The organism is Streptomyces sp. NPDC030991 (assembly GCF_055571235.1).
Genome location: NZ_JBVIFR010000016.1, coordinates 154722 through 177611 on the forward strand (window position 1 = coordinate 154722; position 22890 = coordinate 177611).

The window sequence follows — 22890 nt, forward strand, 5'->3', positions numbered from 1 at the left end:
GGGATGGGGGTCAACAGTGCGGCGGGGGTTGATCCACTCCCGGTTGATGCACTCCCGGTGATCCGCGCGCAGTTGATCCCCCCACGGCCGATCCGCGGACGGCCGATCCATCGCACGGCCGATCCACGCACGGCTGATTCGCTCCCGCCCCGGGGCCGGGCTGCGGTCCGGCCGGTTCAGGGCGCGAAGGTCCGGGGCGCGGGGCGCTCCACCGGACGCAGTCCGGGCGCGAGCGCGAAGGTGACGGCCAGGGACGCGGCCGCCAGGACCGTCATCGCCGTCGACGGCGAGGTGGCCTCGGCCAGCGCGCCCGCGACGAGCGCCGCCACCCCTTGCGCCGAGAGCATGCCCGCGGTGTTCAACCCCAGGGCGTGCCCGCTGAGTTCCTCCGGCGTCAGCGCCACGAGGCGTTCCTGGAGGAGCAGGCTCGCCCCGTACCCGACAGAGGCGAGCGCCACCGCGACCGCGGCGACCGGCAGCACCGGGCGGGCCGCGAACACCAGGTAGGGCGCGGCGAGCAGCAGCCGCAGCGGTGCGCCGAGGCGGGCCCGCAGGCGGGGCGGCAGAAGGCGCCCCGCGAGGATGTCCCCGGCGAGCATGCCGAGGGCGGCGCCGGCCAGCAGCAGGCCCGCGTGCCGGGGATCGTAGGGGACGAACAGGGCCTCGCAGCCGACGATCAGCCCGTTCGGCACCCACAGGGCCAGGAACACGTAGCGGCGCGGCCCGCAGGACCACAGCCGGGCGTTGCCGCGCATCGTCTCCGCGACCGAGGGGCGGCCGGTGGCCCGCGCCGCACGCCGGGTCAGGCCGAGGCGGGCGACGGCCGCCGACAGGCCGTACAGTCCCGCGGCGATCAGCAGGGTGCCGCGCGGGGCGAGGCTCTGGACGAGGATGCCGCCGAGCGCGTACCCGAGGATCTGGCAGAGGCCCGTGCTCATGTTCAGGGCCGAGCGGCCGAGCAGGTAACCGTCGCGGTCGAGGATGTCGGTGAGCAATCCGTAGCGGATGCCGCCGCCGAGTGCCGCGGGCACACCCTGGACCAGGACGAGGGTGAGCGCCACCGCCGTGGGCAGGCCAGGTACGGCCTGCGCGGCGGTGGTGAGGCCCAGGAACAGCGGGAGGCAGGCGAGGGCCGCGCGCGGAGGCAGCCGGTCGGCGGCCGACAGCAGCGTGAACGCGCCCACGACCTGGGCGAGCGCCGGCCCGAACATGGCGAGCGCGGAGAGCAGCGCGGACCCCGTGGAGGCGTAGACGAGCGAGCCGAGGGCCAGGCCGCCGACGGTCTGGGCGGCGGTCTTGAGCGAACAGGAGAGGAAGAACAGCGGATATTCCGGCGTGGTGAACAGCTCTCGGTAGGTGCGCATGGTCGGGAGCGTGCGGGGCGGCGCGAGCGGGGCGTTAATGTTTCGCGGGCCGGCGAAACAAGGTGGGGACCGGCGCGGCGGAGGGCGGCGCCTTGGGCATCTGGCAGATCGACACGGACACGCTCGCGGGCAGCCGTTTCGTGGTGTCGTCGCTGGCAGAGACGGTCGCGAGCCTGAAGAAGCTGGCGGCTCCCCGGGCCGCGCACCCCGGTGAACGGCAGTGGCTCCAGCGGCACCTGCCCGCCTACCGTGCGCGCCTCGCCGCGGATCCGGTGACGGCGCTGCTGGTGACGGCCGCGTTCGGGGCCACCTGGACCGCCGACTTCGTCACGCCCACCCCGGACGGGCTCCGCGTCCTCGATCTGGACGACGGACTCGCCCGGATCCGCGCCACCGCGCCGCAGGTGGTACGCGCTGATCTCGCTCTCTCCTGCGCCGGGCCGCTGCCCGCCGCCCTGGCCCGCGCGGACGACCTGGCGGAGCGCACGGCCGCGCTGCTGGCATGGGTGTGGCGGGAGACCGTACGGCCGCAGTGGACGTGGCGGCGCCGGGTCATCGAGGCCGATGTCGTCGCCCGGACCCGGCAGTTGACGCTCGGCGGCTGGGCGGCGGCGCTCGACGGCATGCTTCCCGCCATGCGCTGGCTGGGCGACGGGCGCCTGCGGATCAACGCGCACGACCACCCGCCGCGGGACATCTCCGGGTCGGGGCTGCTCTTCGTCCCCGTCACACCGGAGCAGGGCTGGTTCTCCTGGGAGACACCCGCGGACCGGTACGCCGTGATCTACCCGTGCGCGGGCGCCCTCGCCGACCCGGGCCGGGCGGCGGCGCCCTCGGGGCTCGCCACGCTGCTCGGACCGGCCCGAGCGCAGGTCCTCGTGCTGCTCGGACAGCCGTTGACGACCTCCCAGTTGGTGGCCCTGACCGGCCAGGGGCTCGGCTCGGTCGGCCGCCACCTGAAGGTGCTGCTCGACGCCCGCCTCGTGGGGCGCCGCCGGGCGGGCCGTTCGGTGCTGTACTACCGCGCCCCGGCCGGTGACACGCTTGTGGCGGCGCGGAGGGAGGGCGGCGGCTGAGGCGGGCCGAGCCGGGGCGGGCGCCTGTGGAGTCCGGCCAGGCCGATCCGGGGCGGGCGCCCGTGGCCGGGACCTGCGCCGGGATATGTACCCGGACCTGCGCGGGGCCCGTGCGGGGACCTGTCCCCCGACCTGCGCGGGGCCCGTGCTGGGGCCTGTGTCGAGCCCGTGCGGCGGTCCCGGGCCGGGTCTCGGTGGCGGGACCCCGTGGCGGGTCCGTCACTTTCGGGCGCTACGCTGCCCACGCGTGCGCCCGCGGCAGAGGCCCCGGGGGCTCGCAGACCCTTTCCGGACCGCGTTCGCGGCCGGTTCCGCCCGCACCCTGGATCGCTATCTCCCCATGTCTTGGTTCGAATCATTCATTCTCGGACTCGTCCAGGGACTGACGGAGTTCCTCCCGATCTCGTCGAGCGCCCACCTCCGTCTGACCGCCGCCTTCGCGGGCTGGAGCGACCCCGGCGCCGCCTTCACGGCCATCACCCAGCTGGGCACGGAGACCGCGGTGGTGATCTTCTTCCGCAAGGACATCGTGCGGATCATCTCCGCGTGGTTCCGCTCCCTGACGGACAAAGCCATGCGCGGCGACCACGACGCGCAGATGGGCTGGCTGGTGATCGTGGGCTCCATCCCGATCGGCGTGCTCGGCGTGACGTTCAAGGACCAGATCGAGGGCCCGTTCCGCGACCTGCGCCTGACGGCGACGACGCTCATCGTGATGGGCGTGGTCCTCGGCATCGCCGACCGTCTCGCGGCCCGCGACGAGACGGGCGGCCGGCACCGCGCCATCCGCAGCCGCAAGGAGCTCAAGGACCTCTCCGTCAAGGACGGCCTGATCTACGGCGTCTGCCAGGCGATGGCCCTGATCCCCGGCGTCTCCCGCTCCGGCGCGACGATCAGCGGCGGCCTCTTCCTCGGCTACACCCGTGAGTCGGCCGCCCGCTACTCGTTCCTGCTGGCCATCCCGGCGGTCCTCGCCTCCGGCGTCTTCGAACTCAAGGACGCGGCCGAGGGCGGCCATGTCTCCTGGGGCCCGACGATCTTCGCCACCCTGATCGCCTTCGGCGTGGGGTACGCGGTGATCTCGTGGCTGATGAAGTTCATCTCGACGAAGAGCTTCATGCCGTTCGTCTACTACCGGATCGCGCTGGGCATCGCCCTGTTCGTGCTGGTCGGCGTGGGCGTACTCAGCCCGCACGCGGCCGAGTCCGCAGGCTGAGTACGCCAACTCCGGTACGTATTTGATCACTTGCCGCGTTCGAATGCTCGCTCAGGGTTTCCAATCGGTCGCCCGGCACGTAGCCTTGGCACATGCCGCCTGTCACTTCTGGTTCCGTGCGGTCTGCCGACGAGGTGAACGAGCAGATCCGGAATCTGTGGCTGCGCGCGGGCGGACGACTCCGCGCCGAGCAGCGCGCGCAGTACGAGATGCTCGTGACCGAGTGGGCCGAGGCCGTCCGCGCCGAGGTCGTGACCGAAGCCGCCTGATCGGTCCCCGCGGACGTCCGATCTCGGCGGTGGCCGGTCCCCGCAGCGGTCGGTTTCCACCACCGGTCGCCCCCGCCACCGCCCGCCCCCGGGGCCGACCGGCCGGGTTCAGCGGCCGCCCGCCACCCGCAGGACCGTGCCCGTCGTGTACGCGGCGTCGTCCGACAGCAGCCAGGCGATCGCCGCGGCGACCTCCTCCGCGGTGCCCGGGCGGCGCAGCGGGATGCCCGGGGCGGCCTGCGCGGCCCGGTCGGGCGCGCCGCTCGCCACGTGGATCCCGGTGTCGATGATGCCCGGCGCGACGGCGTTGACCCGCACGCCCGCCGGGCCGAGCTCCTTGGCGAGGCCCAGGGTGAGCGTGTCGACGGCGGCCTTGGACGCGGCGTAGTGCACGTAGTCGCCGGGGCTGCCGAGGGTGGCCGCGGCCGAGGACAGGTTCACGATCGCACCGACCCCCGCGGCGCTCATGTCCCGGGCCGCGCGGCGGCAGCAGAGCAGGACGCCGAGGACGTTGACGTCGACGACGCGGCGCAGGTCCTCGGTGGACACTTCGGCGAGCGGGCCGAGCGCGGAGGTGACGCCTCCGTTGTTGACCAGGCCGGTGAGCGGCCCGATCCGGTCCACCGCCTCGTCGAACATCCGCTCCACGTCCGCCTCCTGGGCCATGTCCGCACGGATGACGGCGCAGCGGGCACCGGCCGCGGTCACGGCCTCGGCGACCCGGTCCGCCGCCGCCTGGTCATGGACGTAGGAGAGCGCGACATCGTGTCCGTCGCGGGCGAGCCGCAGTGCGGTCGCGGCGCCGATGCCCCGGCTGCCGCCGGTGACGAGGGTGCGGGGCGGAGCGTGGCAGGGCGGGTCAACGGGTCCTCCCGAACAATGATCATGCCGCGCCGGGCTCACCGTACCAGCGCCATTTCGTGACGCGCCCGCGTCCGGGGAGGTCACCGCGCCCGGTCAGCCACAGCAGGGACGGCCAGGGTTCGGCGTCCTCGGGCGCGTCCGGGAAGAGGCGGTGCAGCGACCGGGCGCACAGGTCGGCCGGCGGCGCGAAGTCCACGCCGAGCCCCTGGGCCAGGTCGTGGGCGTGCAGCAGCGTCTCGACGACGCCCATCGCGGCGAAGCCCTCGGGATCGCTGACCCCGAAGACGTGGTGGGCGCGCGCGGTCGGCGGTGTCGCCCGCGCGACGGCGGCGAGCAGTCCGCCGCAGTCCTCCAGTACCTGGAGGAGCCCGGCGGGACCGGCCGCCGGGTCTGCGGTGATGGTGTTCACGGGCCCTTCGGGGCGGCGCCGCGAGGAGCCGAGGGGGTCGCTCCCGTCGGTCGAGGGCCGCAGCGAGCCGATCCGGGCCGCGTACCAGAACAGGTCGTCGGCGAGGTGCTCGCCGGTCTCCCAGCACGTCCACTCCAGGGACCCGGCCCGGACGTTCCAGTCGGCGTCGCGCGCGGGCTCCAGCGCGGTGACGGCGAGAGCGACGGCCCGCGCCACGTCGTCGCCGGTGACGGGCCCCGGCCGCAGGCTCGTGGAGGGGCCTGAGTCGCTCGGGGTGCTGGGGGTGCTCGACTGTGCTGGCATGGGGCGACCGTACCGTGGTCCGTCCGGCGGGCCCGGGAGTTTTCGTACCGCCCTGACGGGCGCGGTCAAGTCCCGTTCCCTGGACGCGAGGTCAATCTTGACGCGGCGTCAGTCGACGAATGACGCAGGGGCCTTGGCTGAACGGGCCTGGGGCTCGACACTTGGCCGATGACGCAGCGTGTGGAACTGGCGACCGTCCTGGACCGGCTCGCGGTCGACGAGTTGGTGACGGGCTACGCGGTGGCCGTGGACGACGGTGACTGGGCGGCGTACCGCGCCCTGTTCGCACCGGACGGCCGCGCCGACTACCGGGACGCCGGTGGCGTGGAGGGCAGCGCGGAGGAGATCGCGCGCTGGCTGACCTCCACCATGGAACTGTTCCCGATGCGGCAGCACCTGATCGTGAACCGGCTGGTGCGGTTCGACTCCGTGGACCGGGAGATCGGCGACACGGCCGACGTCCAGGCCGACTACATCAACCCCATGCGCTTCGCGGGCGACGGCACGGCGCCGGACTTCGTGTGCGGCGGCCGGTACGCCTTCGGGCTCGTCCGCACGCCCGGCGGCTGGCGTCTGCACCGGGTGACCGTCCACGAGAAGTGGCGGCGCGCCCCGGAACGGGCCCCCGCCGGAGCGTGACCGTCTCCCCCGGCCGGCCCGGTGCCCCTGTCGTTGATCGCTCCCGGCACGCACACTGAAGGCACCCGGCGGGTGGCGTCGGGTGTCGGACGAGCGGGGAGGCGCGGCCCATGTGGCGACGGCGATGGGAGCGGCGGCTCGGCTCGTCGCCCTGGTGGCGCGGGGCCGCCGCGCTCCTCGCGGGCGCGCTGCCCGCGCTCGCGTTCCCGGCGCCGTCGCTGTGGTGGTTCGCGTACGTCGCGCTGGTGCCGTGGATGCTGCTGGCGCGCTCGGCCGGCTCACCGCGGCGCGCGGCCCTAGACGGCTGGCTCGGCGGACTCGGGTTCATGCTGGCGGTGCACCACTGGCTGCTGCCGAGCCTGCACGTGTTCACGGTCGTCCTCGCGGCGCTGCTCGGTGCGCTGTGGGCGCCGTGGGCCTGGCTGCTGCACAGACTGCTGCACGCCGCACCCTCCCCCGGCCGGTCGGCGGCCGCCCTCGTGGCCGTGCCGTCGGGCTGGCTGATGGTCGAACTGGTCCGTTCCTGGCAGGGTCTCGGCGGCCCGTGGGGAATGCTCGGCTCCAGCCAGTGGCAGGTGGCGCCGGCGCTGCGGCTCGCCTCCGTGGGCGGGGTGTGGCTGGTGAGCCTGCTCGTGGTGAGCGTGAACACGGGGATCACGGTGCTCGTCGTCGCCCGCGGCGCGCGGGCCCCCGCGGTGGCCGGACTCGTCGCGACCGTCACCGTGACCGGCGTCGCCTGGGTGTGGGCGCCGCGCCCGCAGACCGACGGACAGGCACGTGTCGCCGTGGTCCAGCCGGGGGTGATCGACGGCGCGGACAGCGCCGAGCGGCGCTTCGACCGCGAGGAGGCGCTGACCCGCGGGCTCGCCGGTCAGGACGTCGATTTGGTGGTGTGGGGCGAGAGCAGCGTCGGCCACGACCTGGCCGGGCGCCCCGACCTGGCGCGCCGGATCGCCGGGCTCTCCCGCGCCGTCGACGCGGACGTCCTGGTCAACGTGGACGCCCGCCGCCCCGCATCGGGCGCGGACGCCGCGAGCCCCGGCATCTACAAGAGTTCGGTGCTGGTGGGCCCCGACGGCCCGACGGGCGCGCGCTACGACAAGATGCGGCTCGTCCCCTTCGGCGAGTACGTGCCCGCGCGGTCCCTGCTCGGCTGGGCCACCTCGGTCGGCAAGGCGGCGGGCGAGGACCGCAGGCGCGGCTCGCGCCAGGTCGTCATGGACGTGCACCACGGTGGCCGGGGCCTGCGGGTCGGACCACTGGTCTGCTTCGAGTCGGCGTTCCCCGACATGACGCGCGAGCTGACGCGGGACGGGGCGCGGCTGCTGCTCGCCCAGTCCTCGACCTCGACGTTCCAGCACACCTGGGCGCCTGAGCAGCACGCGTCGCTGGCGGCGGTGCGGGCCGCGGAGACCGGCCGGCCCATGGTGCACGCGACGCTGACCGGGGTCTCCGCGGTGTACGGCCCGGACGGGCGGCGGGCCGGCGCCTGGCTTCCCACCGCGGCGAGCGCGGCCCGCGTGTACGCGGTGCCCACGGCGCACGGCACCACGTGGTACGTCCGCTTCGGGGACTGGCCGGTGCACGCGGCCGTGGCGGTCCTCGCGGTACTGGCCGCGGCGGAGGCGGCGCGCCTGCTCGGGCGGCGGACGGCGGAGTCACCGTCAGCCCCGGCCCATGGGGGTCCCGGCCGGGTCAGCGGGCGTGGCGGCGCACCTCGCGCACGATCCGTTCGCACAGCTCGTGCGTGGCGAGCGCGTCGCGGGCGCTGAGCACCTCGCCCGCGCGCACGGCGTCGAGGAAGTTGACCGCTACCTGTTCGATGCCGCGCTGGCGGGCGACCGGGACCCAGTCGCCGCGGCGGCGCACGGTCGGCTGGCCTTTGTGGTCGATGACGTCGGCGAGGTTGACGACCTGCCGCTTGGTGTCCTGCCCCGACACCTCCAGGATCTCCTCGGTGGAGCCGCTGAGCCGGTTCATGACGCCGAGCGCGGTGAATCCGTCGCCCGCGAGCTGGAGCACCACGTGGTGCAGCAGACCGCCCTCGACACGGGACCGCACCGAGACGTCGTCGACCGTGCCAGGCACGAGGAAGCGCAGCGTGTCGACGACGTGGATGAAGTCGTCGAGGATCATCGAGCGCGGTTCCTCGGGCAGGCCGACCCGGTTCTTCTGCATGAGGATCAGCTCGCGCGGGTGCTCCAGGCATTGCGCGTACCCGGGCGCGTACCGCCGGTTGAAGCCGACGGCCAGGCTGACGCCGCGCTCCTCGGCGAGCTCCACCAGGCGCTCCGCGTCGGCGAGTTCGTAGGCGAGGGGCTTGTCGACGTACGTGGCGACGCCCGCCTCCAGGAGCCGCGTCACGATCTCGGGGTGCACGGTGGTCGGCGCGTGCACGAAGGCCGCGTCGAGCCCCTGCGCGAGCAGCGCGTCGAGGTCGCTGTGGCGCTGCGCGGCCGAAAGGTGAAACTGCTCGCCCACGCGCGTGAGCGTCGCGGGCGACCGGGTCTGCAGGTGCAGTTCCACCCCGGCCTGCGTGGTGAGCACGGGCAGATACGCCTTCTGCGCGATGTCCCCGAGTCCGATGCAGCCGACCTTCACGTCCCTGTACTCCTCTGTAGCCCTGCCCCGCCTGCGTCCGGGCAGCATACGGGGCTACGCCCGCCCGGCCGCGTCCACGTACGGCGCCCGCTGCGGAGGGCGCCAGTCCGCGATGCCGTCCATGCCGCGCAGCATCAGCGCGGGCCCGGCGAGGCCGACGGCGCGGATCGCGGCGTTGCGCAGGGCGATGCCGGGCCGGTTGCCGAGCATGCCCACGCGGCCGACGGTCCTCGCCCTGCGCGCGATCATCGCTGTGCGCGGCTGCCGCACCCGGGTGTATCCCGCCAGGTCCAGCGCGGCGCCGGGGGCGGCGTGGTGGGCGAGGACGACCGCGTCCTCGATGGCCTGGTTGCCGCCCTGGCCGAGCGTGGGCGCCATGGCGTGCGCGGCGTCGCCGAGGAGCGCGACGCGGCCGCGGTGGAAGGCGGGCAGCGCCCCGGCGATGTGGTGGACGTCGTGCCGCAGCACCTGAGCGGGCTCGACCGCGTCGAGGATCGCGGGGATCGGGTCGTGCCAACTCCCGTACCGGCGCCGTAGTTCCGCCCTCTCGTCACCGTCCGGGGCGGTCCGCCCCGCGGGGACCGTCGCGGCGGCGTACGCGTAGACCGTGCCGTCGGCGAACGGGTGCGTGCCCCAGAGCCGGCCCGGCCCCCAGCTCTCGTGCTCGACGAAGGAACGGCCGAGGGGCGGCACGAGCATGCGCCAGGTGGTGAATCCGGCGTACGCGGTACCGGGGTGCTCCGGGAACAGCGCGCCGCGTACCGCCGATCCGATCCCGTCGGCGCCGACGACCAGCTCCGCCTCCAGTTCGCCCGCGGAGGTCGTGACACGGGCCGGGCGGTTCGGATCGGCCGGGTCCCCGACGGCGGCGAGGCGTGCGTCGGACGCCGTGCGCACCGCGTCGGCGGGCAGCCGGCCCGCCAGTGCGCCGATGAGGGTCGCGCGGTGCAGCAGGACCAGCGAGCCGCCGAACCGCTCGGCCGCGCGAGCCGGATCGGTCCGCGACAGCCAGCGGCCCTCCGGGGTGAGCAGGCCGCCCTCGCCCTCCCACGCCGCGAGCGCGCGGATCTCGTCGCCGAGTCCGACCACATCGAGCGCGCGCTGCGCGTTCGGCGCGAGGGAGATACCCGCCCCGACGGGCTTGAGTTCGTGCGCCCGCTCCAGGACGGTCACCTGCCAGCCGCGCAGGCGCAGCGCCAGGGCCGCGGTGAGCCCGCCGATGCCGCCGCCGACCACGACGGCCCTGGCCTGCGGCGTACGCCTGGACGGCCGTGTTCGCGGCGCCGGGTCCTCGGTCGATGCCATGTCGTCCCCCTCGGTGTCGGTGTGCGGGTCCGCGGATTCGCAGCCGTGCAGTTGTGTAGCCGGTCGCTCACTACACCTGTAGTGAGCGAGTGATATGACCGTACTACACCCGTAGTGCGCGCGACAGTCTTCGCCCGGCATTCATGGCGTGACGAGCACTACACCCGTAGTCGGCGCGGTAGGTTGTGCTCATGCCCCGCACCATCGAACTCACCGACCCCGCCGTCCCCCGCCCCGACCGGATCGCCGACGCCGCCCTGGTGCTGCTCGCCGAGCGCGGGATGCGCGGCCTGACGCACCGGGCCGTCGACGAGGTCGCCCACCTGCCGCAGGGGTCGACGTCGAACCACGCCCGCACCCGGCTCGCCCTCCTCGAAGCGGCCGTGCGGCGGCTCGCGGTCCTGGAGGGGAAGGTGCTCGCGGTGGACGAACTGCCCGGCCCCGCGAGCGGCCTGCCCGCCCTGATCGACGGCATGGCCCTCGCCCTCCACCGCTATCTGACGAGCTACCCGCAACTTCTCGTGTCGCGGCACGAGTTGGCTCTGGAAGCGACGCGCCGCCCCGAACTGCGCACCTTCTTCGACGATGCGGGGAGCCGGTTCCGCCGGCCGCTGACGGAGCTCCTGCGGGCAGCGGGGTCGAAGGAGCCCGAGCGGCACACCCTGTCGCTGGTGGCGTGGACCGAGGGGACGATGTTCTCGTGCGTGGCGGGCTCGTACCACGCGGCGGTGCCGAGCCTCGCGGAACTGCGCAAGGGCTACGGGGAGTTGCTCCACGGCATGCTCGACACGGGCGGCACGCACAGCGACGACCCGCACGGCAGCGGCCCGCACGGGATCGACACGGGCGGCACGCACGGCAGCGGCCCGCACGGGCCCGGCGAGGGCGCTTGAGCCGTCCGCCGTCACCCGTGCGGGGCAACCTCGCCCGCTACGGTTCCCCCACCACGGCCGCGTCCAGCAGAGTGGCGCGGGTGGACCGAAAGCCCAGCTCAGCCGCGCTCTTCCTGACGGCGACCGCAGCCGTCACCGCCGCCGTCACGTCCGGATGCATGAGCGTCCCCACCCCGACCGCCCCGGCCGCGCCCTCACCGTCCGTCACCGCTCCGGAGCCCCACCCCGACGGCCACGCCGACCGGCCGCTGGTGCAGGCTCCCGCCCGGGAAGCGCTGAAACGCACCGGCCCCGCACCGCACCGCACCCCCGCCGCTCCGCGCACCGAGGCCCCGCCGCCTCCTCCGCGTACGGCCGCCCCGCCCCGGCGCGCCGCCGCACCGGAACCCGCGCGCCGCGCGCCCGCACCGGCACCCCGCAAGGCGGCGCCCGAGCCCGCGCCGCGCACCGTCCGGAAGCCGCCGCCGCAGACCGATGTGTGCGCGCTGGGCCGCCAGTACGGCGGCTGGGACCCGGACAGCCCGCAATCCGTCATCTGCCACAGCGCGTACGGAAGTTGACTCCGGCGGAGATCACGCCGGGAACCTCGGCGCGGCAGACCCAGCGGTTCACCGCGGCTCAGCGGTTCCCCGCCCGAGCGGGCGGTCCACCGCCCGAGCGCCCTCGACAGAGGCCCCGGCAGAGGTCGCGTCAGGAGCTGCGGCGCGGCGGGCCCAGCGGTTCACCGCCCGAGCGCCCGTTCCCGCCCTCGCCGTCGTCGCCGTCGGGCGGCATCCCCGCCACCCGCTGCTCGATCCGGGTGAGGGCGGCGCGCACCCCGGCCGCGTAGTCGTTGGCCTCGTCGTCGCCCAGCGCGTCGATCACCGACCAGGCCCGCGCGAGGTGGCTGCGGGCCGCGCCGGGGCGGCCGAGCTTCACATAGTCCGCCGCCAGATTGAGGTGCAGCGACGGGTACAGGGCCCGTAGCGCGAGGGACTCCTCGTGGGCCGCGAGCCGCTCGCCGGAGAGCCCGTCGGCGGCGGAGAGCGCGCGCAGGTCCCAGGCCAGCTCGTCGGCCGGGTCGTCCTGGGTGTCGGCCATGTAGTGCGCGAGCGTGCAGCGGTGCAGCGGGTCGCCGTCCTCGCCGATCTCCGACCACAGGCCGAGGAAGCGGTCCCGCGCCTCCTCGCGGTCCCCGGCGTGCGCCAGCATGACCGCCTGCCCGATGCGGGTCATCATGGCGTCGTCCGAGGCCTGCTCGCGCTGGTGTACCACTGGCTCCTCCACCTTCCCGAACGGCCGCGCGCCGATCGCGGCTACCGACGCTAACGGCCGCCGTCCGCGATCCGGCACAGGCGCGACTCAGCCCAGATCCGGGATGCGCCAGTCGATCGGCTCGTGGCCCTGCGCCGCGACCGCCTCGTTGATCTGCGTGAAGGGCTGCGAGCCGAAGAACTTCCGCGCCGACAGCGGCGAGGGGTGCGCCCCCTTCACGACTATGTGCCGCTCGGTGTCGATGAGCGGGAGCTTCTTCTGCGCGTAGTTGCCCCACAGGACGAAGACCGCCGGGTCGGGACGGTCCGCGACGGACCGGATCACGGCGTCCGTGAACTTCTCCCAGCCCTTGCCCTTGTGCGAGTTGGCCTCGCCGGCCCGCACCGTCAGCACCGCGTTCAGCAGCAGCACCCCCTGCTCGGCCCACGGCATCAGATAGCCGTTGTCCGGGATCGGGGTGCCCAGCTCGGCCTGCATCTCCTTGTAGATGTTCCGCAGCGAAGGGGGCGTCCGCACGCCGGGCCGCACCGAGAAGCACAGCCCGTGCCCCTGCCCCTCGCCGTGGTACGGGTCCTGGCCGAGGACGAGCACCTTCACCTTCTCGTAGGGCGTCGCGTCGAGCGCGGCGAAGACCTGCTCGCGCGGCGGGTAGACGGGGCCCTTCGCGCGCTCCTCCTCGACGAACTCGGTGAGCTCCTTGAAGTAGGGCTTCTGCAGCTCCTCGCCGAGGACGCCGCGCCAGGACTCGGGCAGCATCGCGGTGTCGGTCACGTCAACAACCTCCGGGGTACGGGCACTTGCTCGGCCGGGCGCGTGTCCCCACGCGCCCGGCCGCTTTCGACACCCACGAACCTACCGGTACCCACTGACAACCACGTCCGGCCTCACCAGCTGGTCTTGCGGTGCAGCTCCCACATCATCATGATCGTCGACGGGTCGAGGGCGCGTTCGCCGCCGGAGATCTCGTCGCTGGCCGCGATGTACTGCTTGCCCTGCCACAGGGGCAGCAGCCGGGAGTCGTCCGCCATGATCTGCTGGGCGCGCTCGAACTGGCGCACCACCGCGCCCCGGTCGCTCTCGCCGCGCGAGCGCGGCAGCAGCGTCCCGGTGATCTCGGGCGACACGTACGGCGTACCGAGTGCGTTCTCCTGGCCCACGAAGGGCGCGATGAAGTTGTCGGCGTCCGGGAAGTCCGGGAACCAGCCGCGCCCGAACACCGGGTACTCACCGTTGCGGTACCCCTTCTCGTACGTCTTCCAGGGTCGGCTCCTGAGCGTCACGGTGAACAGCTTCGACGCCTCCAGCTGCCGCTTGAGCGCACGGAACTCCGGTGCCGTGGCCGATCCGTAGCGGTCGGTGGTGTACCAGAGGGTGAGCGGTACCGGCGCGGTGATGTCCGCCGCGGAGAGGATCCCCGCCGCCTTGGCGGCGCTGGGGTCGCCGAAGTCGTCGAAGAAGTCGGTGGTGTGGCCCGCGAGGCCCTTGGGGACCATGGAGTACAGCGGTTCGACGGTGTCCTGGTAGACCTCGTGCGCGATGGCTCCGCGGTCGACGACCTGCGCGACGGCCCGGCGGACGGCACGCTTTCCCGCCCACGGGTCCTTCGGGTTGAACACGAGGTAACTGATCTCCGTGCCCGCGCCCTCGACGAGCTGCAGGCCCGCCGTGTCGCGCTTGGCCTGGAGGCGTACGACGTCCGCGGCCGCGAGACCGCGGAACGTCGCGTCGATCCGCTTGGCCTTCAGGGCGGCGACCATCTCGGCCGACGTCTGGAAGTAGCGGATCGTCACGGCTTTGTTCTTGCGGTCCGCGAACCCCTTGTAGTGGGAGTTCTCGACGAGTTCCGCTTCGTCGTCGTCCGTGTAGGCCCGTAGCGCGTACGGGCCGGACCCGGTGACCTTGCCGTCCGAGCGCAGCGTCTTGGCCGGGTACTCGCCGGGGTCGACGATCGACATGGCCGGGGTGGCGAGGACGAAGGGGAACGTGGCGTCGGGCTTCTTCAGGTGGAACGTCACGTCGCGTTCGCCCTGGGTCTCGACGCGGTCGAGGCTGCCGAGCAGACCGTTCGGCCCGCCCTTCACACCGATCGCGCGGATCCGGTCGATCGAGTACTTCACGGCCGCGGCGTCGAGCCGGTCCCCGTCCGAGAACCGCATGTCCTCGCGCAGCTCGCAGTGGTAGACGCGGTTGGCGGTGTCCTTGAAGGAGCAGTCGGCGGCGTCGGCCTCGGGTTCCGCGGCGCCCGAGGGGAAGGCGACCAGGGTCTGGTACACGTTGCGGAACAGCTCCCAGGATCCGTCCCAGGAAGCCGCGGGGTCGAGGGTGCTCGGCGCGCTGGTGGTCCCCACCACGATCGGCCTCTCCTCGTCGGAACCGTCCGCTCCCACGAGGCCGCACCCGGCGACCAGCACGCTGCACGCGACCGCCGCCGTCGCACGGGGGGCAAGCAACCGTTTGAACACGCGCACGCTCCTCGATCAGCCATGCCAAGGGTCGGCAGACGATACCGCAGCGCCCCGCCCGGTCAACTCCCTTGATCGGACGGGGTACTTCGGCGTCGAGGGCGTTTGTCAGGCGTTGTCATCCGACGCCCGCAATTTCGCCCGGTTCCGCGGCGGCGGGTGCTGTCAGCCGACGCCCGCGTTGAGGAAGATGCCGCCGTCCACGACGAGCGTCTGCCCGGTGATCCAGTCGGCCTGGTGCGAGGTGAGGAACGCGGCGGCGCCGCCGATGTCCTCGGGCACCCCGAGCCGGCCCAGCGGGTAGGCGGCCGCGGCCTCCGCCTCCCGGCCCTCGTACAGCGCCTGCGCGAACTTGGTCTTCACGACGGCCGGGGCGATGGAGTTGACCCGTACCTTCGGCGCGAACTCGTGCGCGAGCTGGAGCGTGAGGTTGACCATGGCGGCCTTGCTCATGCCGTACGCGCCGATGAACGGCGAGGCCGCGACGCCGGCGACGGAGGCGATGTTGACGATCGCGCCGCCGTTCTCGCCCTGCCACGCCTTCCACGTCTGCTGCGCGAAACCGAGCGCGGACAGGACGTTGGTCTCGAAGACCTTGCGCGCCACGTTCAGGTCGAGCTCGGCCATCGGGCCGAACACCGGGTTCGTACCGGCGTTGTTGACGAGGAAGTCGACGCGGCCGAACGCCTCCATGGTGCGCTGGACGGCGGCGGCCTGGTGGGCCTCGTCGTGGGCCTTTCCTGCTACGTGGATGACGCGGTCGGAGCCGAGGGTCTCCACGGCGTCCTTGAGCGCGTCCTCGCCGCGACCGGTGATGCAGACGCGGTCGCCGCGCGCGACGAAGGCCTCGGCGATGCCGTAGCCGATGCCGCGGCTCGCGCCGGTGACGAGGGCGACGTTGCCGGACAGGGGCGGGAGTTCGGAAGTCGTCATGTCTCTTTTCCCGGGCTTCAGTTGAGCGGTCCGCCGGCGACGTACATGACCTGGCCGGAGACGAAGCCCGCCGCGTCGCCCGTGAAGAAGGCGATGGCGTTGGCGATGTCCTCGGGCCGGCCCACGCGCGCCACCGGGATCTGCGTGGCGGCGGCGGCCTGGAACTCCTCGAAGCCCATGCCGACGCGCTCGGCGGTGGCCTTGGTCATCTCGGTGACGATGAAGCCGGGGGCCACCGAGTTGGCGGTGACGCCGAACTTGCCGAGCTCCTTGGCGAGGGTCTTGGTGAAGCCCTGCAGACCGGCCTTGGCGGCGGCGTAGTTGGCCTGGCCGCGGTTGCCGAGCGCCGACGAGGAGGAGAGGTTCACGACCCGGCCGAACTTGGCGTCCACCATGTGCTTCTGGACGGCCTTGGACATCAGGAAGGCGCCGCGCAGGTGCACGTTCATGACCGTGTCCCAGTCGGAGGCGCTCATCTTGAACAGCAGGTTGTCGCGCAGGACGCCCGCGTTGTTCACGAGGATCGTGGGGGCCCCGAGCTCCTCGGCGATCCGCGCGACGGCGGCCTCGACCTGCGCCTCGTCGGAGACGTCGCAGCCGACGGCGAGCGCCTTGCCACCGGCGGCGGTGATCTTGTCGACGGTCTCCTTGCAGGCGGCCTCGTCGAGGTCGATCACGGCCACGGCGCGGCCCTCTTCGGCCAGCCGGACGGCGGTGGCGGCGCCGATGCCGCGCGCCGCTCCCGTGACGATCGCTACGCGCTGCTCAGTGGTGGACATGCTCTCGGTCTCCTCGCCCTAGAGGGCGGTCACACGCCCGGAACGGGTGAGCGACCGCTTAGTACCTTGTGCGGCTGACGCTAGAAGCCCTGGCACCCGGTGTCAACGTACCCATCGGGTGCCTCTGATCACTCACCGCACCAGAAGCCCGAGCAGCCGCTCCGCCTCGGCCGCGGGATCGGCGGTGAGGCCGGTGTGCACGGGGCCGGGCTGGACCACCGTGGAGCGGGGGGCGATCAGCCACCGGTAGCGGCGGCCCGCGTCGTCGGCCGCGGCCTGCCCGGCGCCGTCGCCGCCCCGGCAGTGCCGCTCGACGGCGCCCAGCAGCGCCCGCACGCCGGCCACGTCGGCCTCGGGGTCGAGCGCCAGGAGCCGGGCCTCGTCGAGGTGCGTGAGCGCGGTGACGAAGGACTTGGCGCGGCAGTACACGATGACCCCCGCGTTGATCTGCTCGCCGCGCTCGACGCGCGGCACCACCCGCAGCAGGGCGTACTCGAAGACGTCGCGCCCGTTCATCGTGCCGCTCCCCGTGTCACCCAGCCGGTCGTTCGCGCGGCCCCGGCCGCGCCGCCCTCGGGCAGCTCGATCCGTTCGTGGACGGTCGCGGCGCGCTCCGCCAGCATCTCCACGTACGCGCGTCGCACCGCGTCGGGGCTCGCGAACCCCGGCTCGTCCGCGAGCCAGACGTCGGGCACGTCGGCGGCCGCCTGCGCGAGGAGGCCGTCGGTGACGCGCGGCGCGAGCTCCGCGGCGGCCGCGGCGACGTCGGGCCCGAACGGGGCCAGGGCGTGGTCCGTGGCGTCGTACGGCCTGGCCGCCCAGGCCGCCGCGGAGCGCCAGTTGTGGTGCCAGATCATGGTGGCGCCGTGGTCGATGAGCCACAGGTCCGCGTCGTGGACCAGCATGTTGGGGTTGCGCCAGGACCGGTCGACGTTGTTGATCAGCGCGTCGAACCAGACGACCCGGCCCGCCTCCTGGGGGCCGACGGTGTAGGCGAGCGGGTCGAAGCCGAGCGCGCGCGGCAGAAACCGCATCCCGAGGTTGGTGCCGCCGCTCGCCTTCAGCAGCTCCTGCACCTCCGGGTCGGGTTCGCCGAGCCCGATGACCGGATCGAGGTCGAGGGCGACGAGCTCCGGCACCCGGAAACCGAGCCGGCGCGCCAGCTGCCCGCAGATCACCTCGGCGACGAGCGTCTTGCGGCCCTGTCCCGCGCCGGTGAACTTCATGACGTACGAGACCAGGTCGTCGGCCTCGACCAGGCCGGGCAGCGATCCGCCCTCCCTCAACGGGGTGACATAGCGGGTCGCCGTGACTTCGGTGAGCATGCGCCCAGGTTATGAGATCGGCGAGCCGTTGAACGCTTCGGGATCACCGCACGTACGGGAAAGCACCCCCACGGGATCCAGGTCGGCCCATCGAAAGGAACCGAGCGTATGACCGCTTCACAGGAATCCGCGCCCCTCGGCCCGGCCCCCGCCCGGCGCACCGTCGTCGCGGCGGTCGGTGCCGTGGGGCTCGCCGCGGCCCTGACCGCGTGCGGCGACTCGAAGGACGGCGCGCCCGCGCCCGCGGGCAACGCCGCGTCGGCGGGCGGCGGCGGGAGCGAGGAGCTGGCGAGGACGTCCGACATCCCGGAGGGCGGCGGCAAGATCTTCGCCGAGGCCGGCGTCGTGGTCACCCAGCCGAGGAAGGGCGAGTTCAAGGGGTTCTCCCACACCTGTACGCATCAGGGGTGCGCCGTGACGAGGATCGAGGGCGGCACCATCGACTGCCCGTGCCACGGCAGCAAGTTCTCCATCGAGGACGGCAGCGTCACGAGTCCGCCGGCCACTCGGCCGCTCCCGGAGAAGAAGATCACGGTCAGCGGCGACTCGATCAGCCTCGCCTAGGACGCTTCCACGCGGCGAGCACGTCGGGCGTCGTGGTGACGGTGGCGACGAGGGCGAGGGTGTGACGGATCATCGCGGGGGTGTACTCGGAGGGCACCCCCGCGATCGCGTCCCTGGGGACGACGACGGTGTAGCCGAGGTTCACGGCGTCGAAGACCGCGTTCGGTATCGCCACGTTGGCGGAGACGCCGGTGACGACGAGGGTGCGGCAGCCGAGGTTGCGCAGGAGCGGGTCGACGTCGGTGCCGGCGAGCGGCGAGAGCCCGTGCAGGCGGCGGACGACGAGGTCCTCGTCGGCGACCTCGACGGGTGGGGCGATCCGGACGGCCTTGGTGCCCGACAGCTGCTGTACGGGGAGGCGCTCGGCGGCGCGGAAGAGGCGTCCGTTGCGGTTGGCGCCGCGCCCGTCGGGGCGTCGCTCGGCCACGGCGTGCAGCACTTGGACGCCGCACTCGTGGGCGGCGGCGACGAGCCTGGCCACGTTGGCCAGCGCGCCCGACGACCGTGCCTCCTTGGCGAGTTCGGGCAGGGCGCTGTCGGTGCCGACGACACCCTGCTGGCACTCGACGGTCAGCAGCACGGTGCTCGCGGGAGCGAGCAGTTCGGCCAGGTCCTCGCGTGTCGCCATGGTCCCCCCGGTGGATCTCGCGGCTTCGCAGGGTGCTGGAGACTAGCCACCATTGCGCGGGGACGGAAGAGGACGCATGCTCGCTTCCTGACATACCGTCAGCCGATGGACCGAGGAGTGCCCATGACCGTCAGCCAGCGCAGGGGTCGCAAGATCATGATGACCCCGCAGGAGCTGGACACGTTCCTCATCGAGCAGCGCACATGCCGGGTGGCCACGGTGTCGGCCGACGGTACACCGCACGTCAGCCCGTTGTGGTTCGTGTGGGACGGTACGTCGCTGTGGCTGTACTCCCTTGCGCGCAGCCGCCGTTGGGCCGACCTGCGGGCCGATGGCCGCGTGGCCGTGGTGGTCGACGCGGGCGAGGAGTACGGGGAGCTGCGCGGCGTCGAGCTGTCCGGGCGCGTCGAGTTCGTCGGCGAGTCCCCGCGCACGGGTGAGCCGTGTCCCGAACTCGACGCGCCGGAGCGGCTGTTCGCCCGGAAGAACTTCGGCCTGTCGGAGATGTTCCACGACGGCCGGCACGCCTGGGCCCGGCTGACCCCGGACAGGACGGCGTCGTGGGACTTCCGGAAGCTGGCGGAACTGTAGGCCCGGGCCACCTTCTCCGGCCGACGGGGCGCCCCCCGGTCGGCCGCGTCAGCCCTCGGCCGCCTGACCGAGGTCCGCCCCCGCCTTCTGCAACGCCTCCACCGCCGCCCGGATCGAGGGGCGGCGATCGGCGTCCGCGCGCCACACCACGTACACATGGCGCTTCACCTGCTGCCGGACGGGCACGGTCACCACGCCCGGCGGCATCGGGTCGCGGCCGAGCAGGGGCGCCACACACACGCCCAACCCGGCGGCCACCAGCCCCAGTTGGGTGTGGGTCTCGGCGGCGCGGTGGCCCACCTGTGGTTCGACGCCGGTGGCGCGGAGCGTGAACAGCAGCCACTCATGGCAGAACTCACCCTCGCCCCAGGTGATCCACTCGTCGTCGGCGAAGTCCTCGAGGCGGACCTCGTCGCGGCCGGCGAGCCGGTGCCCCTCGGGCATCGCGATGTCCGCCGGGTCGTCGAGGATGCTCGCCTTGACCAGACCGTCGGGCAGCGGCATCGGTTTGTTGTACCAGTCGAGCACGACCGCCATGTCGAGGTCACCGCGGATCACCCCGGCGACGGCGGCCTCCGGCTCCAACTCCTGCGACCGCACCCGGAGTCCGGGATGCGCGGCGCGCAGCGCGGCGAGCGCGGCGGGGAACAACCCTCGCGCGGCGGTGGGGAAGGCGGACAGGCGCAGCTCGCCCGCCACTTGCCCGCGCTGCGCCTCCAGGTCGGCCTGGGCCAGCTCGACCTGCGACAGGATGCGCGCGGCGTGGTCGGCGAGCAGCCGTCCCGCGTCGGTGAGGCGCACTCCGCGCCCGTGCTTGGCGAGCAGCTGCTGCCCGACCTCGCGCTCCAGCTTGGCCATCTGCTGCGAGACGGCCGACGTGGTGACGTGCAGCGCGTCGGCGGCGCCGCTCACCGATCCGTGCCGGGCGAGCGCGTCGAGCACGCGCAGCCGCTCCAGGTTCAACATGTAAGCGATGCTAACCGATACACCGCAAGAAATCTCGCTTGTGCTAAGAAGTCGCAGGGCGCGATGCTGACGCCATGAGCACCGTCACCGCCGCCCGCACCGCACCGGCCACCACCTCCCCCGCCCCGCCCCGCCGCGGCCTCGACTGGCGCGTCCGCTTCGGTGTGCTCTCCCTCATCTGGGGCTTCAGCTTCCTGCTCATCAAGGTGGGCACGGACGGGTACGCCCCGTTCCAGGTGACGCTCGGGCGGCTGGTCTTCGGCACGATGGTGCTCGGCGCGGCGATGGCCGTGAAGCGGGAGCGACTGCCGCGCGGGGCCCGCACCTGGGGGCACCTGGCAGTCGCGGCGTTCCTGCTGAACGCGCTCCCGTTCTCCCTGTTCGCCTTCGCCGAGGAGACGATCCCCTCGACGCTGGCCGGCATCTGCAACGCGACATCGCCGCTCTGGGGCATGGCCCTGTCCCTGGTCGCGCTCTCGGAGGACCGGCCGACCCGGCGCCGGGTCGCGGGTCTCGGCATCGGCTTCCTCGGCGTGCTGACGGTCCTGGGCATCTGGCAGGGCTTCCACGGCCTGGACGTGACGGGGACGGCGATGGCGCTGCTCGCCTCGTTCAGCTACCCGGTCGGCTGGATCTACGTCCGCCGCACACTGGCCGACTCCGGCCGGTCGCACCTGTCGATGACCGGCGCCCAGCTGTTGATCGCCACTGTCCAACTGGCCGTCGTGACCCCGCTGTTCACGTCCTGGCCGAGCCAGTTCGCGGCGGTCCCGCTGCTCGCGATCGTCGCCCTGGGCGCCCTCGGCACCGGCCTCGCGGTCCTCATCCAGTACGGCCTCGTCGCCGAGGTCGGCCCGACCACCGCGCAGATGGTCACCTACTTCATCCCGGTCATCGCGACCGCTGCGGGCGTCGCCGTACTGGGCGAATCACTGAGCTGGTCGACCCCGGTCGGCGCGGCGATCGTCCTGGCGGGCGCGGCCCTCACCCAGCAACGGGGCCGCGCCCGCCGGTGAGCGTGGTCGCGGGTCGCGCGGCCCGCCCCGAGAGATGACCGCCCCGGCCCGTCACGCGTAGTACCGCGCCGGCGCGGGCCCGGCCGCCGCCGCCACCACGTCCGCCAGCGTCCCGATCTCCTCGACGCTCAGCCGGGACACGGTGATTCGCACGCCCGGACCGGCGTTCATCCGGAACCGGGCGCCCGGCGCGACCGCCCACCCCGCGTGCAGCAGGCGGGCCACGGCGCCGGTCTCGTCGGGCACCGGGACCCAGACGTTCATGCCGCTGCGCCCGTGCGCCTCGATCCCCCGCTCGGCGAGGGCCGCGATCAGCGCGTCGCGCCGTTCGCCGTAGGAGGCCGCGACCGCCCGCGCGTCGACGGCGCCGCTCGTCCACAGCCGGGTCACCGCCCGCTGCACGACGCGGCTGATCCAGCCGGGCCCGAGGCGTTGCCTGCCGCGCACCCGGTCGACGGTGGCGGCGTCGCCGGTGAGCACCGCGAGCCGCAGATCGGGCCCGTACGCCTTGGCGACGGAGCGGACGAACGCCCAGTGGTGCGTGGCCCCGGCCAGCGGGTGCAGCGGCAGGTCGACGATGCCGTGCCCGTGGTCGTCCTCGATGAGCAGGACGTCGCGGTGGGCCGCGATCACCGCGCGCAGCGCCTTCGCCCGCGCCGCGCTCACGGCGGCGCCGGTCGGGTTCTGCGCCCGGTCGGTCACCACGAGGGCCCGCGCCCCTTCGCGCAGCGCCCGTTCCACGTCGTCCGGCAACGGTCCGTCGTCGTCCACACCCACCGGTACGAGGCGCAGGCCGAGGGCGGGCACGAGGTCGAGCATGCTGCCCCACCCGGGGTCCTCGACGGCGACCGCGTCCCCGGGCCTGAGGTGCGCGGCGAGCACGCGTTCGATCGCGTCCAGCGACCCGGACGCGACGGCCACCGGCCCGTCGGGAACCCCGTCGCGGTCGAGGTCGGCCCGCGCCCGGCGCACCAACTCCGGCTCCAGCGGGTCGTCCCCGTAGAGCACCGGTGCCTGGTCCGCCGCGACGGCCGCCGCGGTGAACGCCTCGACGAGCGATGGCAGCAGCGCCGTGTCGGGGTTCCCGTCGGACACGTCCCGCACGCCCGGCGGCACGTCCACCCGGATCCGCTCCCGCGCGGTGGTGGCGGGCTTGGGGCGCACCCGGCTTCCCCTGCGCCCCGCGGTCTCGATCACCCCGCGTTCTCGCAGGGTCCGATAGGCGGCCGCGACCGTATTGGGGTTCACCCCCAGCTGCTGCGCCAACTCCCGCATCGGCGGCAGCAATTGCCCCGGCTCCAGGTGACCGTCGGCCACCGCGCTCTCGACGCTCTCGGAAATCTCCGCCGCGCGACGCCCCTTGATCCTATACTCTTCTAGCACAAACCGCAGTTTGTACTAGTGCAATAGATTCCGCAAGTCCCGCACCCGAA

At 73.5% G+C, this 22890-nt stretch carries 25 protein-coding genes; 10 read left to right on the plus strand and 15 right to left on the minus strand.

What is annotated here, in order from left to right:
* Positions 1–176: 176 nt before the first annotated feature.
* Positions 177–1364, minus strand: a complete 1188-nt coding sequence (locus tag ACZ45E_RS27850; protein WP_468225426.1) for an MFS transporter — start codon at positions 1362–1364, stop codon at positions 177–179.
* 92 nt (positions 1365–1456) lie between these two features.
* Between ACZ45E_RS27850 and ACZ45E_RS27855 the strand changes: the two genes are divergently transcribed.
* The 3 genes from ACZ45E_RS27855 (at position 1457) to ACZ45E_RS27865 (ending at position 3925) form a co-directional block, all read left to right on the plus strand.
* A complete protein-coding gene (locus tag ACZ45E_RS27855; RefSeq protein WP_468225428.1) occupies positions 1457–2440 on the plus strand; it encodes an ArsR/SmtB family transcription factor in 984 nt (327 codons plus the stop codon).
* Between the two features lie 340 nt (positions 2441–2780).
* Entirely contained in the window at positions 2781–3656 is an 876-nt protein-coding gene (locus tag ACZ45E_RS27860; protein WP_468225431.1) for an undecaprenyl-diphosphate phosphatase, read from the plus strand.
* 92 nt (positions 3657–3748) lie between these two features.
* Complete coding sequence (locus ACZ45E_RS27865) at positions 3749–3925, plus strand: hypothetical protein (protein ID WP_468225433.1); 177 nt, start codon at positions 3749–3751, stop codon at positions 3923–3925.
* A 108-nt stretch (positions 3926–4033) separates the two neighbouring features.
* Here the strand turns inward: ACZ45E_RS27865 and ACZ45E_RS27870 are convergent, their stop codons facing one another.
* Both ACZ45E_RS27870 and ACZ45E_RS27875 read right to left on the minus strand, forming a co-directional pair.
* Positions 4034–4828, minus strand: coding sequence for a glucose 1-dehydrogenase (locus ACZ45E_RS27870; RefSeq protein WP_468225435.1), 795 nt, complete (start codon positions 4826–4828; stop codon positions 4034–4036).
* Positions 4809–5501: a hypothetical protein gene (locus tag ACZ45E_RS27875; protein ID WP_468225438.1), complete on the minus strand. Its 693-nt coding sequence runs from the start codon at positions 5499–5501 to the stop codon at positions 4809–4811. Before ACZ45E_RS27875 ends, ACZ45E_RS27870 begins: the two co-directional genes overlap by 20 nt.
* Positions 5502–5669: 168 nt before the next feature.
* Between ACZ45E_RS27875 and ACZ45E_RS27880 the strand changes: the two genes are divergently transcribed.
* Together ACZ45E_RS27880 and lnt are read left to right on the plus strand one after the other, a co-directional pair.
* Complete coding sequence (locus ACZ45E_RS27880; protein WP_468225441.1) at positions 5670–6140, plus strand: nuclear transport factor 2 family protein; 471 nt, start codon at positions 5670–5672, stop codon at positions 6138–6140.
* Between the two features lie 110 nt (positions 6141–6250).
* The gene (gene lnt / locus ACZ45E_RS27885; protein ID WP_468225444.1) at positions 6251–7912 is read left to right on the plus strand and encodes an apolipoprotein N-acyltransferase; all 1662 of its coding nucleotides are present in this window, start codon (positions 6251–6253) and stop codon (positions 7910–7912) included.
* Here the strand turns inward: lnt and ACZ45E_RS27890 are convergent.
* Positions 7836–8741, minus strand: a complete 906-nt coding sequence (locus ACZ45E_RS27890; RefSeq protein WP_468225446.1) for a Gfo/Idh/MocA family protein — start codon at positions 8739–8741, stop codon at positions 7836–7838. The two genes, lnt and ACZ45E_RS27890, sit on opposite strands and share 77 nt — an antisense overlap.
* 54 nt (positions 8742–8795) lie before the next feature.
* Positions 8796–10046, minus strand: a complete 1251-nt coding sequence (locus ACZ45E_RS27895) for an FAD-dependent oxidoreductase (RefSeq protein ID WP_468225449.1) — start codon at positions 10044–10046, stop codon at positions 8796–8798.
* Between the two features lie 191 nt (positions 10047–10237).
* Here ACZ45E_RS27895 and ACZ45E_RS27900 point away from each other — a divergent pair, with 191 nt between their 5' ends.
* Positions 10238–10939, plus strand: coding sequence for a TetR/AcrR family transcriptional regulator (locus tag ACZ45E_RS27900; RefSeq protein WP_468225452.1), 702 nt, complete (start codon positions 10238–10240; stop codon positions 10937–10939).
* 80 nt (positions 10940–11019) lie between these two features.
* The gene (locus tag ACZ45E_RS27905) at positions 11020–11499 is read left to right on the plus strand and encodes a hypothetical protein (RefSeq protein ID WP_468225455.1); all 480 of its coding nucleotides are present in this window, start codon (positions 11020–11022) and stop codon (positions 11497–11499) included.
* Between the two features lie 130 nt (positions 11500–11629).
* On the opposite strand, the gene ACZ45E_RS27910 is transcribed toward ACZ45E_RS27905, so the two are convergent.
* From ACZ45E_RS27910 to ACZ45E_RS27940, 7 genes are all read right to left on the minus strand, one after another.
* Complete coding sequence (locus ACZ45E_RS27910; protein WP_468225457.1) at positions 11630–12193, minus strand: hypothetical protein; 564 nt, start codon at positions 12191–12193, stop codon at positions 11630–11632.
* Positions 12194–12280: 87 nt separating this feature from the next.
* On the minus strand, positions 12281–12964 hold the full coding sequence (gene ung, locus ACZ45E_RS27915) for a uracil-DNA glycosylase (RefSeq protein WP_468225460.1): 684 nt from the start codon (positions 12962–12964) through the stop codon (positions 12281–12283).
* A 113-nt stretch (positions 12965–13077) separates the two neighbouring features.
* Positions 13078–14661 (minus strand): ABC transporter substrate-binding protein, encoded by a 1584-nt coding sequence (locus ACZ45E_RS27920; protein ID WP_468225463.1) that lies wholly within the window; start codon positions 14659–14661, stop codon positions 13078–13080.
* A gap of 159 nt (positions 14662–14820) precedes the next feature.
* On the minus strand, positions 14821–15588 hold the full coding sequence (locus tag ACZ45E_RS27925; RefSeq protein ID WP_468225465.1) for an SDR family oxidoreductase: 768 nt from the start codon (positions 15586–15588) through the stop codon (positions 14821–14823).
* Positions 15589–15605: 17 nt separating this feature from the next.
* The gene (gene fabG, locus ACZ45E_RS27930) at positions 15606–16367 is read right to left on the minus strand and encodes a 3-oxoacyl-ACP reductase FabG (protein WP_468225468.1); all 762 of its coding nucleotides are present in this window, start codon (positions 16365–16367) and stop codon (positions 15606–15608) included.
* 132 nt (positions 16368–16499) lie between these two features.
* Positions 16500–16883, minus strand: coding sequence for a DUF3037 domain-containing protein (locus tag ACZ45E_RS27935; protein ID WP_468225471.1), 384 nt, complete (start codon positions 16881–16883; stop codon positions 16500–16502).
* The gene (locus tag ACZ45E_RS27940) at positions 16880–17692 is read right to left on the minus strand and encodes a HipA family kinase (protein WP_468225474.1); all 813 of its coding nucleotides are present in this window, start codon (positions 17690–17692) and stop codon (positions 16880–16882) included. The genes ACZ45E_RS27935 and ACZ45E_RS27940 overlap by 4 nt, the downstream gene beginning before the upstream one ends.
* A gap of 108 nt (positions 17693–17800) precedes the next feature.
* Here ACZ45E_RS27940 and ACZ45E_RS27945 point away from each other — a divergent pair, with 108 nt between their 5' ends.
* A complete protein-coding gene (locus ACZ45E_RS27945; protein ID WP_468225477.1) occupies positions 17801–18256 on the plus strand; it encodes a Rieske (2Fe-2S) protein in 456 nt (151 codons plus the stop codon).
* Here ACZ45E_RS27945 and ACZ45E_RS27950 read toward each other — a convergent pair.
* The gene (locus ACZ45E_RS27950; protein ID WP_468225479.1) at positions 18243–18884 is read right to left on the minus strand and encodes a cysteine hydrolase family protein; all 642 of its coding nucleotides are present in this window, start codon (positions 18882–18884) and stop codon (positions 18243–18245) included. The two genes, ACZ45E_RS27945 and ACZ45E_RS27950, sit on opposite strands and share 14 nt — an antisense overlap.
* A gap of 123 nt (positions 18885–19007) precedes the next feature.
* Here ACZ45E_RS27950 and ACZ45E_RS27955 point away from each other — a divergent pair, with 123 nt between their 5' ends.
* Positions 19008–19475: a pyridoxamine 5'-phosphate oxidase family protein gene (locus tag ACZ45E_RS27955; RefSeq protein WP_468225482.1), complete on the plus strand. Its 468-nt coding sequence runs from the start codon at positions 19008–19010 to the stop codon at positions 19473–19475.
* Between the two features lie 48 nt (positions 19476–19523).
* Here ACZ45E_RS27955 and ACZ45E_RS27960 read toward each other — a convergent pair whose 3' ends face one another.
* A complete protein-coding gene (locus ACZ45E_RS27960) occupies positions 19524–20441 on the minus strand; it encodes a LysR family transcriptional regulator (protein ID WP_468225483.1) in 918 nt (305 codons plus the stop codon).
* Between the two features lie 74 nt (positions 20442–20515).
* Between ACZ45E_RS27960 and ACZ45E_RS27965 the strand changes: the two genes are divergently transcribed.
* Positions 20516–21457, plus strand: a complete 942-nt coding sequence (locus tag ACZ45E_RS27965; RefSeq protein ID WP_468225485.1) for a DMT family transporter — start codon at positions 20516–20518, stop codon at positions 21455–21457.
* A gap of 51 nt (positions 21458–21508) precedes the next feature.
* Here the strand turns inward: ACZ45E_RS27965 and ACZ45E_RS27970 are convergent, their stop codons facing one another.
* Positions 21509–22840, minus strand: a complete 1332-nt coding sequence (locus ACZ45E_RS27970; RefSeq protein ID WP_468225486.1) for an aminotransferase class I/II-fold pyridoxal phosphate-dependent enzyme — start codon at positions 22838–22840, stop codon at positions 21509–21511.
* Positions 22841–22890 lie beyond the last annotated feature (50 nt).